Here is a 25,909-nt window from a genome sequence, read left to right on the forward strand (position 1 = left end):
TTCGACACCCCCGAGCACCTGGCCAACGAGCTCATCGAATATATCATCTACTACAACGAGTTCAGGCCCCACCAGGCAATCGGAAACATCCCGCCAAAGACCTTCGCCGAACAAAAGAAAACCGAACAGCCATCACCGAATTCGTGAACTTGCACAGCAATGACGGCGGAAGCCCTGTCCTAAACCAAGTCGCCAGACTTGAACCGCCAGTAGCCGATGGCGGCCAGCACCAGGCCGATGGCAGTCGGATAGGCGAAGGCCCAGGCGAGATAGCCGTAATAGCCGAAATGATCGAGGATGACGTAGGCCGAGGGGCCGAGGAGCACGAGCTGCGGGTCGAACAGCATCATCGCCGCGGTCCGGAACACCTGCATCGGGTTGGCGAGCGCGATGGCTACCAGCAGGTCGGCCGGGAACTGCTCGCGGATCATCACGCCGAGAAGGATCAGGTCGAGGAACAGGAGGAGCACCAGCCAGATCAGGAAGGCGGTGCCCTGGGCGATGTCGATCGACGGCGCGAAGCTCGACAGCATGAAGGAAATGCCGAGGAAGCAGACGCCCAGCGCCGCCAGCAGCGCGGTGTAGAACAGGATGTGGTCCCAGGGAACGCTGGCGCCCTTGAAGGCGCCATAGGCGACCGCGCCCATCATCGCGATGAAGACCGGCGCAAAGACGATCAGGAACCGGCCGGCAAAGCGCCCCCAGTACCAGGCAGCGAGCGAGACCGGAAAGGCGAGCATGTATTCCGAGACGCCGGTCTCCCGGTCGCCGGCGAGCGAGCGCACCGTGGTGATCAGGACGAAGATCGGCAGGATCGCCATGGAAAGCTGGATATAGGTGACGAGGAGCCTGGTCAGGCCGGTAAAGCCCATCACCCGGGACTCGGTCAGCCCGAAGGCGAACAGCGCCGCGATCAGGCCGCCGAAGACGACCACATAGACCACGAACCACTTGGCGCGCAGGGATTCGGAGATGTCGAGGCGCGCGGCGACGAGGAACTGGGACACGGTCGGGCTATCCTTGGGGCTGCTGCGTGATGGGGGTAATGGCCGGTCCGCTCTGCGGCAGGCAGCGGCTGCTGGGGCCGGCTTCGCGCACCTTCTCGGCCATCTCGTTATAGGTAAACGCGTCCTCGCGGGCGTCGGGGACCGCCGCGTAGCCATAGTCCATGGGCGTCGGCTGACCGCGCACATAGTGGGCCTTGTACGCATCGAGCCAGGTTTCCGCGTCTTCGGAATTCATCACATAGAACTCGACCTTGGGATCGTCCTTCCATTCCTGCTGTTCCAGGAAATGGATGCCGTCGCCGATGTCGTCGAACTTGTAGGCCTTGTGCTTCGGCCCGCCGCGGATCTGCGCGGCAAAGCGCGGATCGGAAATGATCATGCGGCAGAAGTCGCAAATATCCCGGCCGTAGCGGATCTTCACCGGCCCGGTCTCCGGCTCGCCGAAGCAGCCCGCGAGGAGAAGCGGCACGAGGACGACAAGCGCGAGCGAACGGACGAGGGATACGGCTTGCTCAGACATGGGCGTCGCCCTGCGACGGGTCTCCCTGGATACTCCCGGCCTGGGCCGAGGCGGCATTCGGCGCCGCCTTCAGGTGCACCGAGCGGATGAGGCCGGCATAGCGGGTCATCAGGCCGAGGAAGCGGATGCGGTCCGGCCCGGCGATCTCGCCCGTCCAGGTGGCGCCGCCGTCGGGCGAGGCGAACTGCCAGTCGGCGATCGCCCGCTCGAACGCACCGTCGGGCTGGATGAGTTCGATCTCGCAGGCCTGGATTTCCGAGATGTCGCCGGCATCGGCCACCCGGTCGTCGAGCACCACCTTGCCGCGGTCGAGCTCCACCACCCGGTTGACGAGGCCGGAGATCTCCTCCAGCCGGTGCGAGGAGATGATCATCGGCTCGTCGAGCCGCTCGCTGATGAGCGAGAACAGCGCCCGGCGCGCCTGCGGGTCGAGATTGGCGGTCGGCTCGTCGAAGACCAGGAGCTTGCTGTCGCGGCCGAGCGCGATGGCAACGAGGATCTTCTGCTTCTGGCCGCCGGAGAGCTTGTAGAAGGGGCGCGAGTCCACTTCGGAAAGATCGAGGCCGAGGCGGTCGGCAACGCCGCCGATGCGGTCGACCGTGGTGTGGCAGACCTTTGAGGAAAACCGGATCAGTTCGCCGACCGGCATCTTCAGCGGCGGCGGCAGTTGCGGCACGAAGCCGATTTCCGACAGCACCTCGCGGCGGTCCTTGCGCGGCCTGTGGCCGCTCACCGTGATCGTTCCGGCATGGACGTATTCCCCGAGCAGGCAGCGGATCATCGTCGTCTTGCCGGCGCCGTTGGCGCCGATCAGCGCGATGCGGTCGGTCTCGTGGATCGCCAGCGACAGCGCGTCGAGCACCCGCCGCCGCCGGAACGTCTTGGAGATGTCCTCGATGCGGATCACAGGAGACCTCCCGTGCCGCGCAGCTTGAAGGTGAGGGCGCCCGTCGGGCAGGCGTCCACGCACATGCCGCAGCGGGTGCAATCCGCGCCGATATCTATCTTCAAGTCGGTCGCCCTCTGCTTCTTCGTCATCTCAAGCACATGCGGCACCATGCAGACCTTGCGGCACTCACCCTCGTGCAGGCAGTGCTGCAGGTCGTAGCGCACGGCCACCGGCGACACGCTGCCGACGAAGCCGTAGGTAAGGCCGATCGGGCAGGCATAGCGGCACCAGAACCGCCGCGAATAGAAGATCTCGATGAGGAGAAGCACGACGACCCATATCAGCGCAAGGCTGGCGCCATAGATCAGCGCGCGGCTGAGGATGCCGACCGGCGAGATCGTTTCGAACACGGTATAGCCGGTAACGAAGGCGAGCACGGCAAAGATCACATAGAGAGCTGGCCGCATGCCGCGATGGAACTCGTGGTCGGAAACCAGCTTCTTCTCGGCGAGCCAGAGATGGATCTTCTCGGCAAACTCCGCGACCAGGTGATAGGGGCAGACCCAGGAGCAGAACGAACGCCCGCCGACCAGCCACCACACCAGCGCCACCGTCACCGTGCCGATGACGAGGTTGATGAGGATCTCCTTGTGCGCCAGCACCACCTGCAGCGAGGAATTGAGGTCGGCCATGTGGAAGCCGACGAAGCGCGAGGCGGTCAGCGCCCCTTCCACGAGTTGGACGTCGAAATGGAAGGAGACGATGAACATCAGGTTGACGATGATGATCGAGGCCCAGCGCAGGTTCCGCCACTTGTGGCTCTTTTCCTTGTCCTCGAACTCCGCCTTGATGGCGGCAACGCGCAGCTTCTTCTGCTCCGGCGTCTGCTTGAACCTGTGCAGCGCCGCTGCCTCCTCGGTGAAGTCTTCCTTTTCCGGGCGGTGCGGGGCGCCGCCGAGCATGATCCGGAGGGAGTCGATGAAGCGGTTCATGCCGTCCCCCACATCTTGCGCGTCTCGACCTCGATGCACGGCTCCTCGACCGGGCAGATCATCTCGCACATGCCGCAGCCGACGCAGGCCTCCTGGACGACGGGCGTCCTGCGCTTGTCAGTCGGATCGTCGCTCATCGGCTCAAGCTTGATGGCGTTCTCGATCGGGCATTCGCGGACGCACAGGTCGCAAAGCTCCAGGTCGTAGGGGTGGTCGGCGATCTTGATCGGGTTCCAGCGGTCGATCTCAACGTAGCGGTGGGTGCCTTCGAAATCGGCGCCGCGGGCAAGGCCCTTGAAGCCTTCGCCCTTGCGCGCCAGGCACGCATTCGGCCGGGTGAGCTGGGCAAGCCCCATGTGCACCTGTTCCTTCTTGTCGATCTCGTGGGTCAGCGCGCCGGTCGGGCAGGACAGCACGCACTGCACGGCGTCGCAGGAGAAGTCGCAGGCCTGGGTGCGGGCATCGAGATAGGGAACGCCGATGCCGAAGCCGTCGCCTGCATCGGCCAGCTTGATCGCCTCCACCGGGCAGACCTGGACGCACTGGCCGCATTTGATGCAGGAGGCGAGGAACGATTTTTCCGCGAGCGCGCCGGGCGGCCGCAGCCGTTTCGCGGCTGCCGCGATGATCGGCACGAAGCCGAGCAGGGAGAGCCCGACGGTGCCGGCGCCGGCGATGACCGACATCAGGATCATCCGCCGTTCGGTACGCTGCTTTGCTGTGAGGTGTTTGGCCATTGGTTCAGCCTTTTTTGTCCGGCCTAGTCGGAATGCAGTCCGAAGGGGTCGACGCGGCCGCTCGCCGATCCGGCGTCGGCATTGTCGGCCGCGTTGGTTGCGGGCTCGAATTGGGTGGAGATGCGCGGCTGCTGGTCCTTAAGCATGATCAGCGGATCGGAGAACGGCGCCAGGCGCTCCAGGAAGTCGAGGGCGGTGAGTAGCGGCGTGCCCTTGAAGAAGCCGGCCGGCGGCACGTCCATCCACAGCCGGTCGGAATAGACCTTGGGCGCATAGGGCCGGTCGCCGGTGCCGTCGCGGTCGAGGTCGAAGCCCTCGTAGTCGTCCCAGTAATTGCCCTGCCAGACATTGCGGGCAGCGCTCGCGAACGAGCCGACGCCGACCTGGCGGATGTTGTTCCAGAACACGTTGTCCTTGAAGATGTTGTTGGTCCAGTCGCTGAGGAACAGGGCGCCGGTGGCGTTGTAGGCGATGCGGTTGCGAAAGATCCGGTTGGTGGTGTCCGGCTGGAACGGCGACAGGTCGAGATAGATGCCGGTGGCGTTGTAGAGGATGTCGTTGTCGGTGATCTCGACGTTGCTGGTCTCTTTCAGGCCGACGCCGATGCCGGTCGGGCCGAGCGCCTGGAACACGCGGTTGCCGCGCACCACCACATCGTCGCTGTACATCAGGAAGATGCCGACGGAGTTCTGGCGGATCTCGTTTCCCTCCACCAGATTGTATTTGGAATACATGAAATGGAGGCCGTAGCGGCCGTTGCGGATCTTGTTGCGCGCGATGGTGTTGTCGGAGGAGTACCAGACGACGGCGTCGCGGCTGTCGAAGATCTCGTTGTCCTCGACCTTGTTGTTCTTTGAATACCAGAGGCGGATCGCGTCGCCCTTGACGCCGAGGCCGCTATCCGCCTTGGAGGAGATCTTGTTGCGCCGCACGACATTGTTGTCGGCCTGCTGGATGTCGACGCCGAACAGGCACTCGCGCACGATGTTGTCTTTGACGACGTTGAAGTCGCCCTCGATGTGGACGCCGGCGTCCAGGTCGTTGTGCAGGTCACCGGAGTTCTGGATGATCAGCGACTTGATGGTGGCGCCGTTGGTGAACAGCGAGACGACCGTGCCCTTGCCGCCGCCGTCGATGATCGCCTTGCCGCCGCCGTCGATCGTCAGCGGCTTCTCTAAGGTGACCGGGCCCTGATAGACGCCGGGCGCCAGCTCGATGATGGCGTTTTCCTCCGCCGCATCGATGATCGGCTGCAGCGGTATCATCTCGGCCTGACCGGCCGCGGTCTCGGCAGCCGGCGCCGTCCCGGCGCCGCTGGCATAGGCGCCAAGGACCGCAAGGCAGGCCACCGCGAGGCTGCCGAGGAACAGGGTCGTCCGGTTGAGTGTCATGTTCTTTCGTATCCCGGCGTCGCCGCGGCGATTGGAGCTCTCCGGCCGGCGCGGATTGTCTTTTTCGCCCGCGCGGGAAACGGGAGCGTTCCCGCGCGGGTGAGGGCCTTGTGTCAGGCCGCGTTGCCTTGCGCGTCGCGCAACGACTTGCGCCGGATCAGGGCGGCCAGGATCAAGAGCACGGACGACGCCACCATCAGGCCGAAGCCGATATTCGGATAGGAGTGGGTGGTGAACTGCGCCACCTTGCCCTGTCCGAAGACCGTCGGCATGAACGGCTTCAGCGTGAAGGCGCCCATCTCGTTGAGGCTGTGCCCGTACCACCAGAGCCAGGCCGAATATTCGGCGATGAAGAACACCGGCAACAGGATCGGGATGATCACCAGCAGCCAGTAGAGCGGCCAGGTGGTCTTCCAGGCGGCGACCAGCATCGCCACCATGCCGACGATCACGACCCAGAACAGGATCGTCCCGGCCATGTGCATGTTGGCGACCATCGGGTTGATTTCCTGCGGATTGTTGAACCAGCGCCCGAGCGCCCGGTGGTAATGCCAGAACAGCACCTGCTCGCCAGAGCCGGTCCATTCCTCGCGCTCGTCGGCGGGCTTGCGGGTCTGGTCGTTCTCAAAGGCGCTTTTCAGGATCTGGTAGTTCTCTTCCGAGCTGCCCTCCTCGGCCGCGACCTCCACGTCGGGCGCCGAGGTCTCGGTGCGCACGCCGCTCTCGCGCAGGGATTCCTTGAGCTGCGCGATGATCGGGTTGAGTTCTTCCTTCTTGGCCTCCTCCGAGGTCTGGTCGAGGGAGATCACCATCGACGACAGATAGCCGGGCGTCTGCCATTTCAGGCCTTCTGGCGTGTAATAGGTCAGGTACATCCAGGCGGCGACGCCGCCGAAGCCGATCACCATGACCGTCAGCCGGACCCCGCGATGGGTGATCATGAAGCCGATCATCATGACGCCGAGCATGGAAATCAGGAATGGAGAAAACGCCTTTTCGACGACGCCGCCCGACGCGATCGGGTACATGCCGACGAAGTGGTTGATGGTGTCCATCTCGTGGACGCAGTCGAGCGCCACGTCTTCGTCGATTTCGGCCTTATCGACCTTGCGGCAGCCGTTGAAGACGCCGTTCATGTGGAAATTGATGCGCACGCCGTCGGGAAACGCCTCGGGCGGATAGTTGGGTGCGGTCAGCGACACCCACCAGATCGGCATGAAATAAAGGACGGCAAGCAGAACCACCGCTGCCGAGACCAGGAATGTGACGACGATTCCGCGTTTTTTTTGAAGTTTGTCACTCATGCCAGAGCCGTTGTTTCGTCTTTAAGAAAATGAAGGATGCCGGGCGGGCGGAGGGCCGCGTGGCGGGCACCGCAAAGGCGCCCGCCCGGCGGGATGGGATCAGTCGAAATCCGGATTGATCCAGCCCGGAGGGCCGACCTTGTCTGCCGGCGGCTTCTGGCGCGAGACGTAGTCCATCACGGCGACCATGTCCTCGTCGGAGAAGTTCTTGATCTGCTCGACCATCTCCGGATTGGCGTTGCGGCGCTTGCCGTCGCGGATCCACTCAAACTGGCGGACCAGATACTTGTAATGCTGGCCCTGGATGCGCGGATAGTACTTGTCCGGCATGCCCTGGCCGTTGTCGCCATGGCAGCGCACGCAGTTGTCCGCGTAGAGTTTCGCGCCGAGTTCCAGATTGTCGCCCGGGCCGACGCCCGGTTCCGGGTTCATCGGCAGCCGGGAGATGTATTCCGCCACGTCCGCGATCGACTGGGCGCCGCCGATCTCGCGCGGCAGCGCGAACGGATACATGGTCGGGTTGTCGCGGTTCTTGGCGCGAATGTCGGAAAGCTGCTTGATGATGACGGTGCGGTGCTGGCCGGCGAGCTGCGGGAAGGTGCCGTCCTCGGTGCCCCAGCCTTCCGGCAGGTGGCAGGCGGAACAGACCTCGTAGACGTCCATGCCGTTTTCCGCGTCCGGCTCCAGGTGCATCGCTTCGTCCTGTTCGCCGCCGCCTTCGTTCCAGCCGTAGGAGGCCGGCGTAGCCAGCAGCAGCATGCCTGCGGCAAGCGCCAGTCCGGTTTTCATGAGTTTCATAATCAGAACCTCCGTTGTTCGTATCTAAGGGTCGCTGCGGCCTAGTCGGCGGTGCGATCGATCTGGGAAAGGTAGTCGGCGATGAGGGCGATCTCGTCGTCCTCCATCTTGCGGACGAACGGGTACATCAGTTTCGACCGGCCGTTGGTGCGGATTTTCTCACGCGTGTCGGTCATCTGCGCGATTATATAAGTCCGCTTCTGGCCGGCGATATAGGGGTATCCCTTAAGCGGCTTTTTGCCGTCGGGCCCATGACATGTGCGGCACCGCCCCTTCTTGTAGGCGGCAGCGCCTGCGGTCATCCGCTCCTCGGTGATCGGCGGATCGAGCGGCTGTACGGGTGCCGGCTCCATTTCGCTCAACCAGGTCGAAACCTGCTTGATTTCCTCGTCGGTTATCCGGACTTCGCCGTCGGCCGTGACGAGCGCGCCGCGCATGCCTTCGGAGCGCGGATTGCCGGTCTCGTCGACGCTTCCGACGCGCTTGCCGGCGATGATGTCCTCCATCTGGCTGATCATGTATTTGACGTCCTGGCCCGCCAGATTGGGGTAATCCATAATCGCCTTTTTGCCGTCGCGTCCGTGGCAGGCGATGCAGGTCTTGCGCATGAAGATCCGCTTGCCCGGATCGCGCTTCTTTTTCGCATCGGCCGCCTTTTCGGCCGCTGCCGCCGGTCCCGCGTCGGCGAATGTGGCTGTCGCAAGTCCGCCGCCGATGAAGGCCGCAAGGACGAGGGCAGGAATGGTGTTGATACCGCGCATGCTCATTTTTTGTTCTCTCCCATTGCCGGATGGAAAGGGGGCGGAACATCCCGCCCCCGATCCGTCATGCGTCATGCGCAGGCGTCACTCTTTGACGACCTTGGCGTCGTTCTGGTCGAGGTAGGTCTTGGCGCGAAGGCCGATATCGGCCGCCTTGACCTGGTACTGGAACCACTGCTGTGCCCAGAGGGTGGCGTTCTGCCAGTCCTCGTTCGTCGCATAGTCCTCGGCCTTCTTCTTCGCGTCGGCGGCGAAGTTGAGCTGGTCGGTGGCGTCCTCGACGAGGGCGACGACCGGCGGGAAGTCCTTGAAGTTGCGAGCAGTGATGTACTCAACGACGCTGTCGATCACGGCCTGGGTGTCGGTGTTGGCCTTGACCTGCTTGTCGAAGTCTTCCTGGCTGTAGGACTGGCCTTCCTGCAGTGCGACTTCTTCGGCCTGGTAGCCCTTCGGGGTCACCAGCAGGTAGCCCTGCATTTCCAGGTGCAGCGCCGAGCAGAACTCCGTGCAGTAGTACGGATAGACGCCCGGCTTATCGACCTTGAAGGTCGCCGACACGGTTTTGCCCGGCTCGGCCGACAGGTTGACGTTGAAGCCGTAGATGGCAAAGCCGTGGGTCTCGTCTTCGGCGCGCTCCACGTTGGTGAAGTGCAGGGAGACCGTCGAGCCTTCTTCCACCTGGATGATTTCAGGCGTGATGTGCGAACGGATCAGGGTGCCGTAGACGTGGGTGACGCCGTCGGCGACCTCGGTGCGTTCGCGGCCCGGACGCACGCGATACTCGGAGCGCTCGTCCTTGCGGCTGTTCCAGCCGGTGCTGTAGCGGATCTTCGGCTTCAGCTTGTCGGCGGAGATGGCAACCGCGTAGTGCGGCTCGCCGAGCGGCAGCGGCATGTCGTAGATCAGCTCCATCTTGTCGTTGGAGATGTCGATGAGCTGATGGTTCTGCGGATGCAGCGGGCCGACCGGATTGAAGCGGTCGATGGCGAGCTTGTTGAGCGAGACCAGATAGTGGCCCTTCGGCGAAACGGTGTCGCCCTCCATGCTCATCAGGTGACCGATGTTGTAGTGGATGGAGATCTTGTCGAGAACCTTGCCCTCACAGTAGTTCCACTTGGTGACCTGGCTGTCGACGTAGATCGAGGTGTAGACGATGCACGGCTTGGAATCGTACTGGTTGTGCAGCGGGCCGAGGCCGACCTGCACCTGGGTGTGCAGCGACTTCTTCAGGTCGAGGATCGGGATACCGTAGGGATCGGTGCCTGCGAAGTCCTTGGCGTCGATCAGCGCCTTCATCTTCTCGAACGAGTAGACCGAGGCGTGGGTGTCGAGCTTGCCGGCGACGATGATGAACTTGCCGTCCGGGGAAACGTCGACGCCGTGCGGGCTCTTCGGTTCCGGGATCAGGAACAGGATGCCTTCCTTGATGGCGGTGTCCATCGTGATGACATCATGGTCATTGATCTTCGTCGCCTTGCCTTCCGCAACGAGTTCGGCCGCCCTCTTCCAGTTGATCATGTGGAGGAAGTCGGTGTCCTTCTGCGAGCAACCGGCTTCGAACGGCGGACGACCGGACTCGATGCCGCCGATGTAACGCTCGGTGCAGAACGAGTTGGTGAACGACCAGCCGTCGGAGTCCAGCTTGCCGGCGTCCGAAAGGTCCTGGCTGTAGGGCGGCAGTTCGACGGAGAACGAGTTCTCCGGCTCGATCCGGCCCGCTTCGCGGTTGAACTTCCAGTAGGTGACGGCGCCGCGATACTCGTCGTTGAATTTGGAGAGCGGAACGAAGTCCCTGCTGTACGGGGCGGCGTACTGGGTCGCCTCGATGACATATTCGGTGTTCGGCGTGACGAAGGCGCCGCCGTGCTCCGAACTCATGATCGGGTTGACGACGATCTGCTTGGTCTCGAAGTCCTTCAGGTCGATCACGGCAACGCGCGGGTTGGCCTTGTCGTTGATGAACAGCCACTCGCCGTCATACTCGCCGTTGGTCTCCGACATCGCCGGATGGTGGGTGTCGCCGTAGTTGAGCTGCTTGCCGCCGATCTTGCCCTGGGCGAGCACTTCCTTGGACTCGTCGTCGAAGCCGTAGCCCTGCCAGGGTTCCGGGGTAAAGACGGCGATGTATTTCAGGATCCGCATCGACGGAATGCCGTAGACGAGAACCTGGCCGCTCTGGCCGCCGGAGGAGAACACGAGGAACTCGTCGCGACCACCGGTCGGCGTGTAGGTCTTGGCTGCCGCCAAGAGGTCCTTCTGGGTCAGCCCACGACGCTTCATGACGTCGTCGAGGGATTCCGCCGACCAGGCGGCGGCCGTCCAGGCGAGACCAATGCCGAAGGCGGTCGATACGCTTAGTATCTTCTTCACAGTGCTTTTCATGTGATTTGCCCCGTTGATGTGACAAATGCCGTTCACATTCCACTTTTGAATGAGTGTAGTTGTGAACGACGACGGGTTGCGCATTTGCTTGCGCGAGCGGGACGGAGGCTAGAAGAGGTTTTGCGGAGCTGTCTTTGTCTTTAGTCAAATCCGGAAATGCTGTTTTCCGCCGCCAGCTCCGGTTCTCTGCGTTTCCTCCGATTCGCTGCGTCACTTTGGCACGGATGCAATATCAGGTAAATTAGAATGTGCTATCAAACTTTCTAAGATAGGGTGAATAACCTATTGAAATGCATGGTGGCATTAAAAAGCTTAAAGTAAGTAAGACGGTATGATTCAACTTTTGATCATTCTTGCGCCCCGACAGAAGGCAAACCCTGACAAACGGCCACATTGTATTTTATGAATGTATATGCGGCACATACACCCATAACGCGAAAAGCGGGCGAGGAGCGCACGAAAAACCCGTCGGTCCTTGGCCGGAAAAAGCGCCGATTTTGCTGGAATACCGGAATGTATATTGTGTATTTAGGCCGTTGCCGCCGCCTGTTTGCGTATTCGGTTACCGCTTTTGAGCGCGCAAGGACACGGACATCGCCGAAGGTCGCTACGGGAGCGGGTGGCATTCCCTGCCGCCGGTCCGCATCGCTTTCCCACAAAGTCGACAGATATTGCGCATAGGAACCTGTGTTAAAACAACGGGTTCAAGCGTGTCGTGTGGTCCGGGCGAAACGCGGCCTGCCTCAGGCCTGCGGCTTGGTGGCGGCGTGGATTGCGGCGACGCCGAAGAAGAGGCGCTTAATGTCCACCCTGGCATAGCCGGTCGCCGTCAGCGAGGCGGCGACGACCTTGGGGTCGGGGAAGGCGGCGATGGATTCGATCAGGTAGCGATAGGCGCCGCGGTTCTGGGTGACGACCGCGCCGAGCGTCGGGATGACCGTGCGCGAGAAGGCCCGGTAGACCGGCGCGAACCAGGGCTCCGGCTGTGAGAATTCCAGGATGAAGAGCTGGCCGCCCGGCACCAGGATCCGGTTGACCTCGGCGAGCGCCCCTTCCGGCTCGGTCATGTTGCGAAGGCCGAAGGAAAGCGTCACCGCATCGACTGAGGCATCGGCAAAGGGCAGGCGTTCGCCCTCCGCGGCAATGCAGGTGCCCGTGAGCTCCGGCCGTTGCTGCGCGACCGACAGCATCGCCGTGCTCGGATCGCAGACAAAGATGTCGGCATCGGGCAGCCGAGCTCGGATGCGCTCGGCAATGTCGCCAGTGCCCCCGGCAAGATCGACGATGCGCGCCGCCGTCCCCCGTTCTGCCGCCGCCGCGACCGCGGTGCTCTCCTTCACCATGTCGGCGAACCGCGCCTTCCACATGCGGTGGGTGCCGCCGCTCATCAGGTCGTTCATCAGGTCGTAGCGCGGCGCGATGTCCTGGAACACGGAGCGGATGCGGCTGCGCCGGCCCTCCGGGTCGACGGTGTCGCGGCCGAAGGTGCGCGAAAGATCGTCCATGGCGGTGCGCCTTTCGGGCTCGGGCAAGGGGGCGCGGGCAAGCGGCGGGCTCCCCGGACCGGTGACTGCTCAGGCACCGCTTATGGCAAAGCCCGGCCGGCCTGTCGACTGCCGCCGCGACGCAGGGCCCCGGCGCGCTGTCGCGTTACTGGTTCGGCGGCTTCCTGCTCCAGTCATAGCCGTCGCGGCCGAGCCGGTAGCCGAGGCCATAGAGCTTCGACATGTAGTCGGTATCGAAGATCTCATTGCGCTCCTCCTGGAAGTCCTTCGGAATGAAGGCCAGATAGTAGTCGCCGTCGACTTTTTGCGAGAACTGGTAGATGCGGGCGAGGTCGTTGAGGCCCTGATATTTGATGAGGGTCGAAATCGACCGTCCGGCAATCGAAACGGTGCTCGCCTTGACCGGCTCCCATTCCGGGTCGACCTTACCGTTCCAGATCACGTAGAACTTGATCCTCTGGTCGCGGCGCACATGCTGGCGGACGAGCTCGCGCGCCGGCATGTCGAGCGGTGCCACATAGATTTCGGTCGTCGCGCCGCCGTCGACATGCAGTTCTTCGTGCTCTGTGCCGTTGACGGTGACCGGAATGCGCACCGGCGGGAACAGCGCCGGCACCGAGGCCGACGCCAGCAGCACCTTGCGGAACAGCTCGAGCGACTGTGGCGTGTCCCGGGCGGCGATCATGCCCATGTCCCAGACCACCGGGCGCTGGGCATCGAGATTGGTGGTGACCACATAGAGCCGCCGGCCGGTCTTGTACTCGGCAGCGACCTCGCGCAGGAAATCGCGGGTGACGTAGCGGGCGATGATGTTGGCGAGCGGCTTGCTGTCGGCAACCGAGGGCGACGACCCGAGAATGCCGGACGCGATGGTGTAGACGACCAGGTCGTTGGTCTTGAACTCGGTGTACATCTGCTTGAGTTGGGCGTCGTATTGCGGACCGAGAAAGACGAAGGAGGCCATCAGCGCACCGGTGCTGACGCCGGTCACCATCTCGAAGTCCGGCCGGTCGCCGCGCGCCGTCCAGCCGTTGAGGAGGCCGGCGCCGAACGCGCCGTCCCAGGCGCCGCCGGAAAGCGCAAGCACGTCGTAGGTCTTCTCGCCCTTCAGCCGCTGGGACGCCCGGTACTGCGCGACGCGGAGCTGCTCGCGCTGGATGACGTCTTTCGGCGCCGCATTGGCCCAGTGCCGCACCGGCAGCCCGTCTAGCGGCTCAGCCTCGCCGACCTCCGTCTCCGGCACCACATTGCGCGCCGCCGGCGTCGCGCAGGCGACAAGGGCGAGAACGCCAAGAGCGGCCGCGGCCATGCGCAGGAGCCGTCGCGGCCTGCCGCCGGGCGATCCGGTGTCGGATGTCATCAATCGGCCCCCATACGCTGCGCCCTGACCGGAGCATCGATACAACCGGCGTTCCAAACAGGATACCTCAATACCCGCTTTTGGCTTACCCCGCAAAAACGGCGTATAGCAGAAGGCGTTAACATCGGCTTGAGGCCGCGGCTACCCTCGCAATGGAGGTGTTTTGACCCAGACGGCGATCCCCTGCCTGTTCATGCGCGGCGGCACCTCGCGCGGTCTCTATTTCGACCGCGCCGACCTGCCGGCGGACCGGGAGACGTTGAGCGCCGTGCTGCTCGCCGCTCTCGGTGCCGGCCATCCGCTTTGCATCGACGGCATGGGCGGCTCGGAGTCCGTCACCACCAAGGTGGCGATGCTGTCGCGGTCGACGAGCGAAGACACCGACGTCGACTTCTTCTTCGCCCAGATCTCCGGCAACGAGCGCCGGGTCGACTACGCGCCGACGTGCGGCAACATCCTCGTCGGCGTCGGCCCGGCGGCGATCGAGATGGGGCTCAAGGCGCCAAAGGGCGCGGCGACCTCCGTCGACATCCTTGCCACCAACACTGGGGCGCGCATCACCGAGGTGGTGACGACGCTGGACGGGCGGGTCGTCTATGACGGCGACACCGCGATCGCCGGCGTGCCGGGGACGGCGGCCCCGGTCCTGGTCAAGTTCCGCGGCGTCACCGGCGGCAAGACCGGCGCGATGTTCCCGACCGGGCGGACGGTCGAGGAGATCGACGGCATTCCCGTCACGCTGATCGACGTGGCGATGCCGATGATGATTGCCCGCGCCGGGGATTTCGGCCTCACCGGCTACGAGACCAAGGCGGAGCTCGACGAGAACGCCGCCTTCTTTGCCCGCATGGAGCCGATGCGCCGGGAGGCGGGGCGGCGCATCGGCCTCGGCGACGTTGCCGGGAAGGTGGTGCCCAAGGTCGGGCTGCTGGCGCCGCCGCGCGGTGCCGCGCATCTGTCGTCACGCTATTTCGTGCCCGATGCCTGCCACCCGAGCCACGCCGTCAGCGGCGCCATCTGCACGGCGGCCTGCCTGCTCTCGCCGGGCACCGTCGCCGAAGGCCTCGGCCCGCCGCCCCCGCCATCGCCGGCGGCGATCCGCATCGAGCATGCGATGGGGACGATGGAGGTGGTGATGGAGTATAGCCGTGATGCGGACGGCGCCCTCGTCGTGGAAGCTGCGGGCGTGATCCGCACCGCCCGCCTGATCATGCGCGGCGAGGTGATGGTGCCGCGCAGCGTCTGGGACGGGAACCCTTAGTATAAAGGGAGCCTGCCTTCACCGCGCCGCGGCATCGGACTGGCGGGTCGCCCGCGGGCTCTCGCCGTAGCGCGCCCGGTAGCAGCGGGAAAACGCCGTCGCCGAGTGGAACCCCGTCGCCGCGGCGATGTCGGCGACAGGAATGCGCGTTTCGATCACGAGGCGCCGTGCGCTGTTCAGCCTCAGCGCCTGGTAGTGGGTGTGCGGGCTGACGCCGAGGGACCGCCGGAAGAGGGTCTGCAAATGCCGCGCCGTCACGCCGACCCGGCGGGCGAGTTTTGTGAGCGGCAGCGGCGTATCGATGGTCTCCTCCATCAGCGTCACCGCTTCGGCGACCCGCGCATCGATCAACCGGAGATTGCCGATGGAGGGCGTGTGTGCGGTCGCCGCCGTCGTTCCCGCCGGGTCGTAGATGAACTGCCGCGAGACCTCCAGCGCCAGCGTGTAGCCCTGGCGCTGGCGGACCAGCTCCAGCATCAGGTCCAGCGTCGGCAGCGGCCCGCCGGTGGTGATCCGCCGTCCGTCGACCACATAGCGGTCGCGCACCAGGTGAACCTCTGGAAACCGCCGCTCGAACGCCTCGAAGTCCTCCCAATGCGTGGTCGCCCGCCGCCCGTTAAGGAGACCGGATGCCGCCAGCAGCCAGCCACCCGTCTCCGCGCCGACGAGCGCGCTGCGATGCCGTGCCGCCGTTGCAAGCTGCCGGCGCAGCGTCGCCGTCGCCTTGGCCTCCCATCCGTAGCTGGCAACGACGACCAGGGCGGCGTCGCCGTCCGCCGGATCGAAGCGGCCGTCGACGGGGATCGGCAATCCGCTCGCCGTCGGCACCTGTTCGCCGTCGGAACTGAGGAAGCGCCAGCGATAGAGCTGCTGGCCGGCGAGCCGGTTGGCCGCCCTGAGCGGCTCGATGACCGCGGCGACAAGGATCAGCGTTGCCTCCGGCAACACCAGGATGTCGAGATCGAGCGGATCGTCCCCGCCCGCCGAAAGCACGGTGTCGAACACGCCAATGTGCCCCGATTGTTCCGAAAACGGCAGAATTTGTTCTGAAAATATCATGCATGCCGTGCCGGCGCGATGTCAGTCTCGCCGGAAACCAGACTGCGCCCGCCGCCGTCGCCCGGCGACGCCAACGAACAACGAAAAAGGAAAGCCATGCCGCTCGCCATGAACCGGGAGGTCTTCATCACCTGTGCCGTCACCGGCGCCGGCGACACCACGGCCAGATCCGACAAGGTGCCCGTCACCCCGAAGGAGATCGCGGCGGCCGGCATCGAGGCGGCAAGGGCCGGGGCGGCCGTCGTCCACTGCCATGTCCGCGACCCGCGGACCGGCGCCGCGGCGCGCGACCCGGCGCTCTACCGCGAGGTGGTCGACCGCATCCGCTCCGCCGATATCGACGTCGTCATCAACCTGACGGCCGGCATGGGCGGCGACCTCGTGCTCGGCGGCGTGGAAACCCCTCTACCGCTCGCCGAGGCCGGCACCGACATGGCCGGCGCCACCGAGCGCCTCGCCCACATACGCGACTGCCTGCCGGAGATATGCACCCTCGATTGCGGCACCATGAACTTCAGCGTCGGCGACTACATCATGGCCAACACGCCCGACATGCTGCGCGAAATGGGCCGACAGATGACGGCACTCGGCGTTAGGCCCGAAATCGAGGCCTTCGACACCGGCCATCTCTGGTTCGCCAGGCAGCTCGCCGACGAGGGCATCATCGAGGATCCGGTCCTCGTCCAGCTCTGCATGGGCGTTCCCTGGGGTGCTCCCGACGATCTCAACACGTTCCTGGCGATGGTCAACAACCTGCCCGAAAGCTGGACGTTTTCGGCCTTTTCCATCGGCCGCAACGCGCTCGCCTATCCCGCCGCGGCCGTTCTGGCCGGCGGCAATGTCCGGGTCGGGCTGGAGGACAACATCTACCTCTCCAAGGGCGTCTTTGCCTCCAACGGCCAATTGGTCGAAAAGGCCGTTCAGGTGGTGGAGGGCATGGGCGCGGCGATCGTCGGCCCGGACGAGGTGCGCAAGCGCCTCAAGCTGACGAAGCGGTAGGGCGCCCCCATGCACCGGATAAAAAAGGCCGCCTGCATCGGCGGCGGCGTCATCGGCGGCGGCTGGGCCGCCCGCTTCCTGCTTTCCGGCCACGACGTCGCCGTCTATGACCCGCACCCGGAATGCAAACGTCTGGTCGAGACGGTGCTGGCCAACGCCGCCCGTGCCTATGGCCGGCTGACCATGGCGCCGCTGCCGAAGCCCGGTACGCTGACCTTCGCGGCATCGCTTCAAGAGGCGGTCGCCGATACCCAGTGGGTGCAGGAAAGCGTGCCGGAGCGGCTTGACCTTAAGCAACGCGTGCTCGCCGAGATCGACGCCGCCGCGCCGGAAGGCGCGATCATCGGCTCGTCGACATCGGGCCTCCTTCCGAGCGACCTGCAGCGGGACATGCGGCGCCCGGAGCGCTTCTTCGTCGCTCACCCCTTCAACCCGGTCTACCTGGTGCCGCTGGTCGAACTGGTCGGCGGCAAGAAGACCAGCCCCGAGGCCATCGCCCGCGCGGAAAAACTGCTTGCCGAAATCGGCATGAAGGGCGTTGCCATCGAGCACGAGATCGAGGCCTTCGTCGCCGACCGGCTGATGGAGGCGCTCTGGCGCGAGGCCCTGTGGCTGGTCAATGACGGCGTCGCGACGGTCACCGAGATCGACGACATCATGCGCTACGGCTTCGGGCTCCGCTGGGCCCAGATGGGCCTCTTCCAGACCTACCGCATCGCCGGCGGCGAGGCCGGCATGCGCCACTTCCTGCACCAGTTCGGCCCAGCCCTGAAATGGCCGTGGACCAAGCTGATGGACGTGCCGGACCTGACCGAAGACCTGATCAACCGGATTGCCGACCAGAGCGACGCGCAGGCCGGGGTCCTCACCATCCGCGATCTGGAGCGCATCCGCGACGACAACCTCGTCGCCATCCTGCAGGCCCTGAAGGCCGGCAATGACGGCGCCGGCTGGGGCGCCGGCGCGCTCTTGAAGGATTTCGAGGCGCGGCTGCAGGCCGAAGCCCCGGCGCCCGAGGTCGATCTGTCCGGGCCCTTGCGGCTGGTGGAGACCACCGTCGGCCCGGCCTGGATCGACTACAACGGGCACATGACCGAGCACCGCTATTTGCAGCTCTTCGGCGACACCACCGACGCGCTTCTGCGCCTCATCGGCGTCGATGCCGACTACGTGGCAAAGGGCGCCAGCTACTACACGGTCGAGACCCATATCCGCCATCTCGGCGAGGCAAAGCTCGGGGAAAGGCTCCACACCACCTGCCAGGTGGTCTCAGCCGACGACAAGCGGCTGCACGTCTTTCATACGATCCGGAATACGGAAAGTGCGCAGATCGTTGCAACAGCCGAGCAGATGCTGCTCCACGTCGACACGGAAGCAGGGAAGAGCACACCGGCACCACGCACGGTCCTCGACCGGCTGGAGCCGATCGTCCGCGCCCACGCGGCGCTGGAGGAGCCCGACGGCTTCGGGCGAAAGGTCGGAGAGGGAAGAGAATGACGGCGCATTCCTGCCGCGTCGCCGGGGAACGACCGCTCGCGGTCACCGGATGATTGACGGAGAGGCACATGCTGTCGTGCAATTGCCAGTATCCGTCGAGCCCTGCACAACGACAGGTCGGCAACGTCGCCAACCTTGGCGCCACACCCGAACCGGATCGGAGACGCCATGACCGGACGCGAGGAAAGGCAGAGGGGGCGCCGCCGCAACCGCGGCGACGGCACGACGAAGCCGGTCCTCGAGCAGATGCCGTGGCGCCAGCCCACCTACCAGGACCCGCCCATCGAGCCGCTCGACGCTGAGGGGGTTGAGAAGATCCACCTCACCGCCATGCGGATCCTCGAAGAAATCGGCATCGACTTCCTCAACGAGGAGGCGAAAGACGTCCTGAAGAAAGCCGGCGTCGACGTCGATCCGGACAGCGACCGCGTCCGCATGGACCGCGACTTCGTCATGGAGCGCGTGCGAAGGGCGCCGGAACAGTTCACGATCACGCCGCGCAATCCCGAGCGCAGCATCGTCTGGGGCGGCCGCCACACCACCTTCGGCAACGTTTCGAGCCCGCCCAACGTCACCGACCTCGACCATGGACGCCGGACGGGGACCCGGGAGGATTTCCGCGCCCTCCTGAAGCTCTCCCACGCCTTCAACTGCATCCATTTCGTCGGCGGCTATCCGGTCGAGCCCATCGACATCCACCCGTCCGTGCGCCACCTCGATGCCATCCTCGACAAGCTGGTCCTCACCGACAAGGTGATCCACGCCTATTGCCTCGGCACGGAGCGGGTCGAGGACGCGATGGAAATGGTGCGCATCGCCGCCGGCCTCACCCACGAGGAGTTCGATGCCCGGCCACGCATGTTCACCAACATAAATTCCTCCTCGCCGCTGAAACACGACTGGCCGATGCTGGATGGTGCCATGCGCATGGCCCGGCGCGGCCAGCCGGTGCTCGTCACCCCGTTCACCCTGTCGGGTGCAATGGCGCCGGTGACCCTTGCCGGCGCCATCGCCCAGCAGACGGCGGAGGCGCTCGCCGCCATCGCGCTTCTTCAGGAGATCAATCCGGGCGTGCCGGTCGGTTACGGCGCCTTCACCTCCAATGTGGACATGAAGACGGGCGCGCCGGCCTTCGGGACGCCGGAATTCATGCGCGCCACCCAGATGTCCGGCCAGATGGCCCGCTTCTACGGCCTGCCGTTCCGCTCCACCGGCGCCAATGCGGCGAACTTCCCCGACGGCCAGGCGGTCTGGGAGAGCATGAACTCGCTCTTCGGCGCCACCACCGCCCATGCCAACGTCATCTACCATGCCGCCGGCTGGCTGGAAGGCGGGCTGCTCGCCAGCATGGAAAAGTTCGTCATGGACTGCGAGGTGCTGCAGCAGATCGCCTACTACCACCAGCCGGTGCCGGTCGACGACGACAGCCTTGCCTTTGCGGCCATCGCCGAGGTCGGCCCGAACGGCCACTTCTTCGGCGCCGCCCACACCATGGAGCGCTACCGCACCGCCTATTACGCGCCGTTCCTGTCCGACTGGAGCAACTTCGAGACCTGGATGGAGCATGGCGGGCGCACGGTCCACGAGCGCGCCAACACGCTCTGGAAGAAGATCGTCGCCGCCTATGAGCCGCCGCCGATGGATGAGGCGATCCGCGAGGAACTGGAAGCCTTCGTCGCCAGGCGCAAGGAAGAGGGCGGCGCGCCGACGGATTTCTGACCGGCCACACTTGCCCCCTGCCTCTTTTTGATGCGCGCCGCTTTTTTGGCTAAGGTCGCAAGGCCCGGACTGTCAAACCACCGGTTCGGCCGCGAAAGGCCGCCAGATGACGACCGAAAACCCGCTCGATGCCTTCGCTACCCAGCCCTTCCGGCTCGGCCCCATTCCCGAGCTCGTCTTCGGAGCGGGCGAGGCGAAAAGGATCGCCGACCATGCCGCCGCCTTGCGGGCGTCGGGCGATGAGGCGCCCATCCTCCTCATCGCCGATGCGACCCTTGCCGAAATGGGCGGCACCGCGCCCGTTGCCGAGGCGCTGGGCGCGGCCGGCGCCACCATCGAGATCCATGCCGCGATCGCCGGCGAGCCCAAGGCGACCGACATCGACGCCGCCGCCGAACGCGTCCGCATGACCGGTCCCGGCCTCGTCGTCGTCATGGGCGGCGGCTCGGCCATCGATGCGGCCAAGATCGCCGCCGCCGTCGCCGCGTCCAACGAGGGCGTGCTCCACTACAAGCTCGGCGAAAACCCGCTACCGCGCCGGCAGATGCGGATGATTGCCATCCCGACGACGGCCGGCACCGGAGCGGAGGTGACCGCGACCGCCGTCTTTGCCGGCCCGGACGGCAAGAAGCTTTGGGTCCATGACGCGGCGGCAAAGCCCGACGTCGTCATCCTCGATCCGGAGACGACCGTTACCCTGCCGTCGACGCTGACGGCCTGGACCGGGCTCGACGCCTTCGTCCATGCGCTGGAAGCCTGCACCAACCGGCGCCGCTTCGCCGCCGCTGAGGTCCATTCCTTCCTTGCCCTGCAACTGATCGCCGGGGCGCTGGAGACGGCGGTCAAGACCCCGACCGACCTTGCCGCCCGCGGCCGGATGCTGCTCGGCGCCGCCTATGCCGGCATCGGCATCGACGCCTGCGGCACCGCGATTGCCCATACCATTTCCCATGCGCTCTCCGGCCTCGGCCCCATCCACCACGGCTTTGCAACGGCTCTCGGCCTCGACGCCACGCTCGCCTGGTCGGTCGAAGAGGATGACGGCCGCTTCGCCCGCGCCGCCCGCGCCTGTGGCCTGGAAAATGCCGCCGCGCTGCCGGACTGGTTCTCCGGCCTGGTGGCCTCCTGCGACGTCGAAAAGCGCCTGCCGGAGGCGTTCAAGGACAGGACGGCCGAGGACCTTGCCGCCGAGATGCGCCTCCCGGCCAATGCGCCGATGCGCGAGGCGACGGCCCGCACCGTCACGGACGCCGACATCGACGCCTTTGCCGCGCGCGTCATGGCCCTCGCCTGAGCGATGTCCCCTGCACCGGAACACCGCCCGTGAGCCGCATCGCGTCCATCGCCGTTTCCCACCACCGCCTGCCCCTCGATCCACCGTTCAAGGCGAGCTGGGACGGCCGGCCGCGCACCCATTTCGACGCCACCATCGTCCGCGTCCGCGACGACGAGGGGAGGGAAGGCGTCGGCTCCGGCGACCTGATGCTCGGCTTTGCCGGCCACGAGGACTTGTTTCTCGGCGAGGACGCGCGCCGCGTCGAACGCCACTACGAGGTGCTGTCGCACATCCAGTTCCACTACGGCCGCTGCTGGCCGCTCGATCTCGCCCTGTGGGACCTATTCGGCAAGATCACTGGCGAGCCTGTCTGGCGGCTCTTGGGTGGCCGCGCCGACCGGGTTCGGCTCTATGCCTCGTCCGGCGTCCTGCGCGAGACCGCCGAAATGGTCGAGGCGGCGGAACGTTTTGCCGGCGAAGGATTCCCGGCCATGAAGATCCGGTTTTCCTCAAGCGCCGGCGGTCGCGACGGCTGGCGCGCCGATCTTAAGGTGCTGGAAGCGATCCGCGCCCGCCTCGGCGATAAGCTGGACCTGATGGTCGACTGCAACCAGGGTTGGCGCATGCCCTCGGACACGGCCGCGCCCTGGACCTTCAAGGACGCGCTGGCCGTCGCCCGCGAGTTGGAGCGCCTCGGCGTCTATTGGATGGAGGAGCCTTTGCACCGCGCCGACCGCGCCGGCATGCGGGCGCTCCGCGAGGCGACATCGGTGCGCATCGCCGGCGGCGAGATGACCCGCGAGCTCCACGAATTCCGTGACCTTATTGCCGACAGGGCCCTCGACATCCTGCAGCCCGACGTCGCCCTCGTCGGCGGCATCACGGGCCTGAGGCGCGTCGCGCTGATGGCCCGTGAGCACAACATTGCCTTCACGCCCCATAGCTGGACCAACGGCATCGGGGTGCTGGCCAACGCCCATCTGACGGCCGGCATCGGCGAGGCGCCGTGGCTGGAATTCCCCTACGATCCGCCGGAATGGTCCCTGGCGCGCCGCGACTTCCCGCTGCGCGCGTCGCTCGCCCACGCCGATGGCTGGCTGCTGTTGGGCGAGGTGCCGGGCCTCGGGATCGCGCTCGATGAGGACCGCCTTGCCGCGACCCGGTTGGGACCGTGATCGGCCGCGATGCCCGGCAGACCCGGAACCGCATGCGGTATTACATGCCGAACGTTTCGTTCCATTGCATATGAGGGGCGAACGACAGTATCCGAACCAGGCGTTCCGGTAAGTGCGGAGCCTCTGTAAGTCATTCTGCTGTATTTCCTTTTCCCGGAAGCAGCGATCCGGATTTTTCGAGCGATATCCGGATAGACGGTTGCGCGCCATGCTCTCGGCGCACTATCCTCGGGCGAGCGCGTTTCAAGAACGACACCGCGCCGGGAGGACTTAAGCTAGCACCGACAGGGCCTGAAGCCGCCAAATTACGATATTTGGACGATGGGTGTCGCTTTCCCGCGGACCGCGTACGGTCCCCACGGCTTCCATTGTCCCGCCCCGACAGAACGAAAAATCACGCGGCCGGAATGAAACCGATCCGCGCAACGATATCCCGGGGACGAGGGGAACAGCACTGACGAGCGCATCTTCGTCATGGCGTTTTGAGACGATCGACGCGTGCCGTCCCGCATCCGAGATGGCGCGCCAACGAGACGAGCGCCGGCTGACAACGGCCGGCGCCAAAACGACACCGCACAGCGAGTGATTAAGGGAGTGCAGCAATGACCGAACACAACGAGACCATCAACGGCAAGCCGCTGAAGCCCCAGATCCGGGAGTGGGCGGAAGCCGCGCGAAAGGGCCTGGTCGACCGCCGCGAATTCCTCGCCATGGCGACCGCCTTCGGCGCCACCACCGCCACCGCCTACGGCCTTCTCGGCATTGCCGTGCCGGGCGAAGCGCGGGCCCAGGAGGCCAAGAAGGGCGGCATCCTGAAAGTCTCCATGAATGTCCGCCGCGTCGACGATCCGCGCATCTTCGACTGGTCGGAAATGGCCAATGTCGCCCGCCAGGTCGTCGAGCCGCTGGTGCTCTACACCCACGACTTCACCTTCAAGCCCTGGCTCCTTGAAAGCTGGGACATCAACGACGACGCCACCGAATATGTGCTGAATGTGCGAAAGGGCGTGACCTGGAACAACGGCGACGATTTCACTGCGGAGGACGTCGCCTTCAACCTCAATCGCTGGTGCGAAAAGAACGTCGAAGGCAACTCCATGGCCGGCCGCATGTCCTCCCTTATCGACGAGGAGACCGGCAAGGCCCGCGACAGCGCGATCGAGATCGTCGACGACCACACCGTCAAGCTGACCCTGCCCAAGCCCGACATCACCATCATCCCGGGCATGGTCGACTACCCGGCGCTGGTCGTGCACCGCGACTTCGAAAAGATGGGTGGCAAGCTGTCGGAGAACCCGATCGGCACCGGCGCCTTCGAGCTGGTCGCCCTGGAGGTCGGCGTGCGCGCTGAGGTCAAGCGCCGCGAGAACGGCTCCTGGTGGGGCGGCGAGGCGCTGCTCGACGGCGTCGAATGGACCGATTTCGGCACGGATCCGGCGGCCGAGGTCGCCGCCTTCGAGGCCGAGGAAGTGCAGATGAACTACGAGTCGACGGCCGACTTCGTGGAGGTCTTCGACGCTCTCGGCCTCAAAAAGTCTGAGGCGGTGACGTCGGCAACCGTGGTCGCGCGCACCAACGTCGCCAACAAGCCCTATGACGACGAGCGGGTGCGCCGCGCCCTGCAGCTTGCCGTCGACAACGAGGTGGTGCTGCAGCTCGGCATTAGCGGCGCCGGCACGGTGGCGGAAAACCACCATGTCTGCCCGATCCATCCGGAATATTTCAAGCTGCCGCCGATCAAGCGCGACATCGAGGCGGCCAAGAAGCTGATGGAAGAGGCCGGCCAGATGGATTTCGAGCACGAGCTCATCTCCATCGACGACGACTATCGCCGCAACACCACAGACGCGATTGCCGCGCAGCTCCGCGAGGCCGGCTTCAAGATCAAGCGGACCGTCATTCCCGGCTCCTCGTTCTGGAACAACTGGACCAAATACCCCTATTCCACGACGAACTGGAACATGCGCCCGCTCGGCGTCCAGGTGCTGGCGCTGGGCTACCGCAGCGGCGGCGCCTGGAACGAGTCGGCCTGGTCCAACAAGGAGTTCGATGCGGCGCTGGAAGAGGCGCTGGCGACCCCGGACGTGGAAAAGCGCAAGGCGATGATGGAGAACGTGGAGAAGATCCTGCAGGACTCCGGCGTCATCATCCAGCCCTACTGGCGTTCGCTCTTCAAGCACATGACCGACGCCGTGAAGGGCGACGCCATGCACCCGGCCTACGAGCAGCACTTCCACGACGTCTGGCTCGACGAATAGACACCTCGGCCGGGGGGCGGTGTCGGCCGTTCCCCGTCTCGTTTGCCTCGGCCCGACGGGGGAGGTCCGGCTCTAAATGCTCGGTTTCATTCTGCGGCGTCTCGGCGTCATGCTGGCGACGATGATCGCCCTCACGTTCATCGTCTTCTCGCTGGTCAACCTGGAGCCCAACCTGCGCAAGCTGGCGCTGGAACAGGGCAACATCCGGATGTCCGATGAGGCCATCGAGAACTGGCTGGAAAAGAACGGCTACCGGCGCCCGTTCCTGTTGCGCTACGGCGAATGGCTCGGCAATTCGCTGACCGGCGAGTTTGGCCGCTCGACCCGCTTTCGCCGCCCGGTCAACGACGTCCTGCCCGAGCGCCTCGGCTATACCGGCATCCTCGCCTTCTGGGTGATGGCAACCATGGTGCCCGGCGCGCTGATCATCGGCGTCCTTGCCGGCATGCGCGAAGGCTCCAAGACGGACCGAAGTCTGTCCATCTTCTCCATCATCACGACGGCAACGCCCGAATACGTCTCCGGCATCATCTTCACCGTGATCTTCGCCACCTGGCTCGGCTGGTTCAAGGGCGTCGCCAAGGCCGGCGACATCGATTTCTGGAACTTCACCCTGCCGGTGATGACCATGGCCCTCTACGGAATGGGCTACATCGCCCGCATGACCCGCGCCTCCATGGCCGAGGTCATGACCTCGCAATATATCCGCACGGCCCGCCTCAAGGGCCTTTCCTTCCCCGTCATTGTCCTGCGCCATGCCTTGAGGAATGCGCTGATCGCCCCGTTCACGGTCATCATGCTGCAGTTCCCCTGGCTGCTGACCGGCGTTGTCATCGTCGAGAAGCTGTTCAACTACAAGGGCTTCGGATGGGTCCTCGTGGAGGCCGCCGACAACAACGACATCGACCTCCTGCTCGCCTGCTCGCTCGTCTCCGTCGCCGTCGTCATCATCACCCAGTTGATCTCCGATGTTGGCTACGCCTTTCTCAACCCGCGCATCCGCGTGCAGTAGGGAGCCG

Annotated in this window: 22 protein-coding genes; 9 read left to right on the top strand and 13 right to left on the bottom strand. The window is 65.1% G+C overall.

Annotated features, from left to right (window positions below; all coding sequences use genetic code 11):
* On the top strand, nucleotides 1–147 hold a 147-nt coding region (locus CH339_RS25375; protein WP_146610090.1), incomplete at its 5' end, for an integrase core domain-containing protein.
* A gap of 32 nt (nucleotides 148–179) precedes the next feature.
* Here CH339_RS25375 and CH339_RS09065 read toward each other — a convergent pair.
* From CH339_RS09065 to CH339_RS09120, 12 genes are all read right to left on the bottom strand, one after another.
* On the bottom strand, nucleotides 180–1,007 hold the full coding sequence (locus tag CH339_RS09065; RefSeq protein ID WP_201240935.1) for an ABC transporter permease: 828 nt from the start codon (nucleotides 1,005–1,007) through the stop codon (nucleotides 180–182).
* A 7-nt stretch (nucleotides 1,008–1,014) separates the two neighbouring features.
* A complete protein-coding gene (locus CH339_RS24950; RefSeq protein WP_201240936.1) occupies nucleotides 1,015–1,527 on the bottom strand; it encodes a nitrous oxide reductase accessory protein NosL in 513 nt (170 codons plus the stop codon).
* Nucleotides 1,520–2,434 (bottom strand): ABC transporter ATP-binding protein, encoded by a 915-nt coding sequence (locus tag CH339_RS09075; RefSeq protein WP_111434035.1) that lies wholly within the window; start codon nucleotides 2,432–2,434, stop codon nucleotides 1,520–1,522. The genes CH339_RS24950 and CH339_RS09075 overlap by 8 nt, the downstream gene beginning before the upstream one ends.
* The gene (locus CH339_RS09080) at nucleotides 2,431–3,408 is read right to left on the bottom strand and encodes a NapH/MauN family ferredoxin-type protein (protein ID WP_111434036.1); all 978 of its coding nucleotides are present in this window, start codon (nucleotides 3,406–3,408) and stop codon (nucleotides 2,431–2,433) included. Before CH339_RS09080 ends, CH339_RS09075 begins: the two co-directional genes overlap by 4 nt.
* The gene (locus tag CH339_RS09085; RefSeq protein ID WP_111434037.1) at nucleotides 3,405–4,145 is read right to left on the bottom strand and encodes a 4Fe-4S dicluster domain-containing protein; all 741 of its coding nucleotides are present in this window, start codon (nucleotides 4,143–4,145) and stop codon (nucleotides 3,405–3,407) included. The genes CH339_RS09080 and CH339_RS09085 overlap by 4 nt, the downstream gene beginning before the upstream one ends.
* A 23-nt stretch (nucleotides 4,146–4,168) precedes the next feature.
* Nucleotides 4,169–5,536, bottom strand: coding sequence for a nitrous oxide reductase family maturation protein NosD (gene nosD / locus CH339_RS09090; RefSeq protein WP_111434038.1), 1,368 nt, complete (start codon nucleotides 5,534–5,536; stop codon nucleotides 4,169–4,171).
* A gap of 113 nt (nucleotides 5,537–5,649) precedes the next feature.
* Complete coding sequence (locus tag CH339_RS09095; protein WP_111434039.1) at nucleotides 5,650–6,840, bottom strand: hypothetical protein; 1,191 nt, start codon at nucleotides 6,838–6,840, stop codon at nucleotides 5,650–5,652.
* Between the two features lie 99 nt (nucleotides 6,841–6,939).
* The gene (locus CH339_RS09100; protein ID WP_111434040.1) at nucleotides 6,940–7,638 is read right to left on the bottom strand and encodes a c-type cytochrome; all 699 of its coding nucleotides are present in this window, start codon (nucleotides 7,636–7,638) and stop codon (nucleotides 6,940–6,942) included.
* 41 nt (nucleotides 7,639–7,679) lie between these two features.
* On the bottom strand, nucleotides 7,680–8,405 hold the full coding sequence (locus CH339_RS09105; RefSeq protein ID WP_170138457.1) for a c-type cytochrome: 726 nt from the start codon (nucleotides 8,403–8,405) through the stop codon (nucleotides 7,680–7,682).
* 78 nt (nucleotides 8,406–8,483) lie between these two features.
* Nucleotides 8,484–10,769: a Sec-dependent nitrous-oxide reductase gene (gene nosZ / locus CH339_RS09110; RefSeq protein WP_201240937.1), complete on the bottom strand. Its 2,286-nt coding sequence runs from the start codon at nucleotides 10,767–10,769 to the stop codon at nucleotides 8,484–8,486.
* A 755-nt stretch (nucleotides 10,770–11,524) separates the two neighbouring features.
* Nucleotides 11,525–12,286, bottom strand: a complete 762-nt coding sequence (locus tag CH339_RS09115; RefSeq protein ID WP_111434043.1) for a ubiquinone/menaquinone biosynthesis methyltransferase — start codon at nucleotides 12,284–12,286, stop codon at nucleotides 11,525–11,527.
* A gap of 145 nt (nucleotides 12,287–12,431) precedes the next feature.
* A complete protein-coding gene (locus tag CH339_RS09120; RefSeq protein WP_111434044.1) occupies nucleotides 12,432–13,646 on the bottom strand; it encodes a patatin-like phospholipase family protein in 1,215 nt (404 codons plus the stop codon).
* 163 nt (nucleotides 13,647–13,809) lie between these two features.
* Here CH339_RS09120 and CH339_RS09125 point away from each other — a divergent pair, with 163 nt between their 5' ends.
* Nucleotides 13,810–14,907 carry a PrpF domain-containing protein gene (locus CH339_RS09125; protein ID WP_111434045.1) on the top strand — a complete coding sequence of 366 codons (1,098 nt, stop codon included), beginning with the start codon at nucleotides 13,810–13,812 and terminating at the stop codon, nucleotides 14,905–14,907.
* 18 nt (nucleotides 14,908–14,925) lie between these two features.
* Here the strand turns inward: CH339_RS09125 and CH339_RS09130 are convergent, their stop codons facing one another.
* Nucleotides 14,926–15,912 (bottom strand): GlxA family transcriptional regulator, encoded by a 987-nt coding sequence (locus CH339_RS09130; protein WP_245408127.1) that lies wholly within the window; start codon nucleotides 15,910–15,912, stop codon nucleotides 14,926–14,928.
* Between the two features lie 150 nt (nucleotides 15,913–16,062).
* On the opposite strand from CH339_RS09130, the gene bcoG reads away from it, so the two are divergent.
* From bcoG to CH339_RS09165, 7 genes are all read left to right on the top strand, one after another.
* Nucleotides 16,063–16,965 carry a 3-dehydrocarnitine:acetyl-CoA trimethylamine transferase BcoG gene (gene bcoG, locus CH339_RS09135; RefSeq protein ID WP_111434099.1) on the top strand — a complete coding sequence of 301 codons (903 nt, stop codon included), beginning with the start codon at nucleotides 16,063–16,065 and terminating at the stop codon, nucleotides 16,963–16,965.
* Between the two features lie 9 nt (nucleotides 16,966–16,974).
* A complete protein-coding gene (locus CH339_RS09140) occupies nucleotides 16,975–18,462 on the top strand; it encodes a carnitine 3-dehydrogenase (protein WP_111434047.1) in 1,488 nt (495 codons plus the stop codon).
* 168 nt (nucleotides 18,463–18,630) lie between these two features.
* Nucleotides 18,631–20,181 (top strand): trimethylamine methyltransferase family protein, encoded by a 1,551-nt coding sequence (locus CH339_RS09145; protein WP_111434048.1) that lies wholly within the window; start codon nucleotides 18,631–18,633, stop codon nucleotides 20,179–20,181.
* A gap of 106 nt (nucleotides 20,182–20,287) precedes the next feature.
* Nucleotides 20,288–21,475 carry an iron-containing alcohol dehydrogenase gene (locus CH339_RS09150; protein ID WP_111434049.1) on the top strand — a complete coding sequence of 396 codons (1,188 nt, stop codon included), beginning with the start codon at nucleotides 20,288–20,290 and terminating at the stop codon, nucleotides 21,473–21,475.
* Nucleotides 21,476–21,504: 29 nt separating this feature from the next.
* Nucleotides 21,505–22,632 carry a mandelate racemase/muconate lactonizing enzyme family protein gene (locus tag CH339_RS09155; RefSeq protein WP_111434050.1) on the top strand — a complete coding sequence of 376 codons (1,128 nt, stop codon included), beginning with the start codon at nucleotides 21,505–21,507 and terminating at the stop codon, nucleotides 22,630–22,632.
* A 602-nt stretch (nucleotides 22,633–23,234) separates the two neighbouring features.
* Complete coding sequence (locus tag CH339_RS09160; RefSeq protein WP_111434051.1) at nucleotides 23,235–24,890, top strand: ABC transporter substrate-binding protein; 1,656 nt, start codon at nucleotides 23,235–23,237, stop codon at nucleotides 24,888–24,890.
* A gap of 76 nt (nucleotides 24,891–24,966) precedes the next feature.
* Nucleotides 24,967–25,902, top strand: coding sequence for an ABC transporter permease (locus tag CH339_RS09165; RefSeq protein WP_111434052.1), 936 nt, complete (start codon nucleotides 24,967–24,969; stop codon nucleotides 25,900–25,902).
* Nucleotides 25,903–25,909 lie beyond the last annotated feature (7 nt).

It is taken from the genome of Rhodobium orientis (assembly GCF_003258835.1).
Lineage (GTDB): Bacteria > Pseudomonadota > Alphaproteobacteria > Rhizobiales > Rhodobiaceae > Rhodobium > Rhodobium orientis.

What these genes read in the sequence shown, in the direction of transcription:
- CH339_RS24950 (WP_201240936.1), bottom strand. Translation starts at nt 1,527, where the DNA reads ATGTCTGAGCAAGCCGTATCCCTCGTCCGTTCGCTCGCGCTTGTCGTC.
- CH339_RS09080 (WP_111434036.1), bottom strand. Translation starts at nt 3,408, where the DNA reads ATGAACCGCTTCATCGACTCCCTCCGGATCATGCTCGGCGGCGCCCCG.
- CH339_RS09085 (WP_111434037.1), bottom strand. Translation starts at nt 4,145, where the DNA reads ATGGCCAAACACCTCACAGCAAAGCAGCGTACCGAACGGCGGATGATC.
- nosD (WP_111434038.1), bottom strand. Translation starts at nt 5,536, where the DNA reads ATGACACTCAACCGGACGACCCTGTTCCTCGGCAGCCTCGCGGTGGCC.
- CH339_RS09095 (WP_111434039.1), bottom strand. Translation starts at nt 6,840, where the DNA reads ATGAGTGACAAACTTCAAAAAAAACGCGGAATCGTCGTCACATTCCTG.
- CH339_RS09100 (WP_111434040.1), bottom strand. Translation starts at nt 7,638, where the DNA reads ATGAAACTCATGAAAACCGGACTGGCGCTTGCCGCAGGCATGCTGCTG.
- CH339_RS09105 (WP_170138457.1), bottom strand. Translation starts at nt 8,405, where the DNA reads ATGAGCATGCGCGGTATCAACACCATTCCTGCCCTCGTCCTTGCGGCC.
- CH339_RS09115 (WP_111434043.1), bottom strand. Translation starts at nt 12,286, where the DNA reads ATGGACGATCTTTCGCGCACCTTCGGCCGCGACACCGTCGACCCGGAG.
- CH339_RS09120 (WP_111434044.1), bottom strand. Translation starts at nt 13,646, where the DNA reads ATGACATCCGACACCGGATCGCCCGGCGGCAGGCCGCGACGGCTCCTG.
- bcoG (WP_111434099.1), top strand. Translation starts at nt 16,063, where the DNA reads ATGCCGCTCGCCATGAACCGGGAGGTCTTCATCACCTGTGCCGTCACC.
- CH339_RS09140 (WP_111434047.1), top strand. Translation starts at nt 16,975, where the DNA reads ATGCACCGGATAAAAAAGGCCGCCTGCATCGGCGGCGGCGTCATCGGC.
- CH339_RS09145 (WP_111434048.1), top strand. Translation starts at nt 18,631, where the DNA reads ATGACCGGACGCGAGGAAAGGCAGAGGGGGCGCCGCCGCAACCGCGGC.
- CH339_RS09150 (WP_111434049.1), top strand. Translation starts at nt 20,288, where the DNA reads ATGACGACCGAAAACCCGCTCGATGCCTTCGCTACCCAGCCCTTCCGG.
- CH339_RS09160 (WP_111434051.1), top strand. Translation starts at nt 23,235, where the DNA reads ATGACCGAACACAACGAGACCATCAACGGCAAGCCGCTGAAGCCCCAG.
- CH339_RS09165 (WP_111434052.1), top strand. Translation starts at nt 24,967, where the DNA reads ATGCTCGGTTTCATTCTGCGGCGTCTCGGCGTCATGCTGGCGACGATG.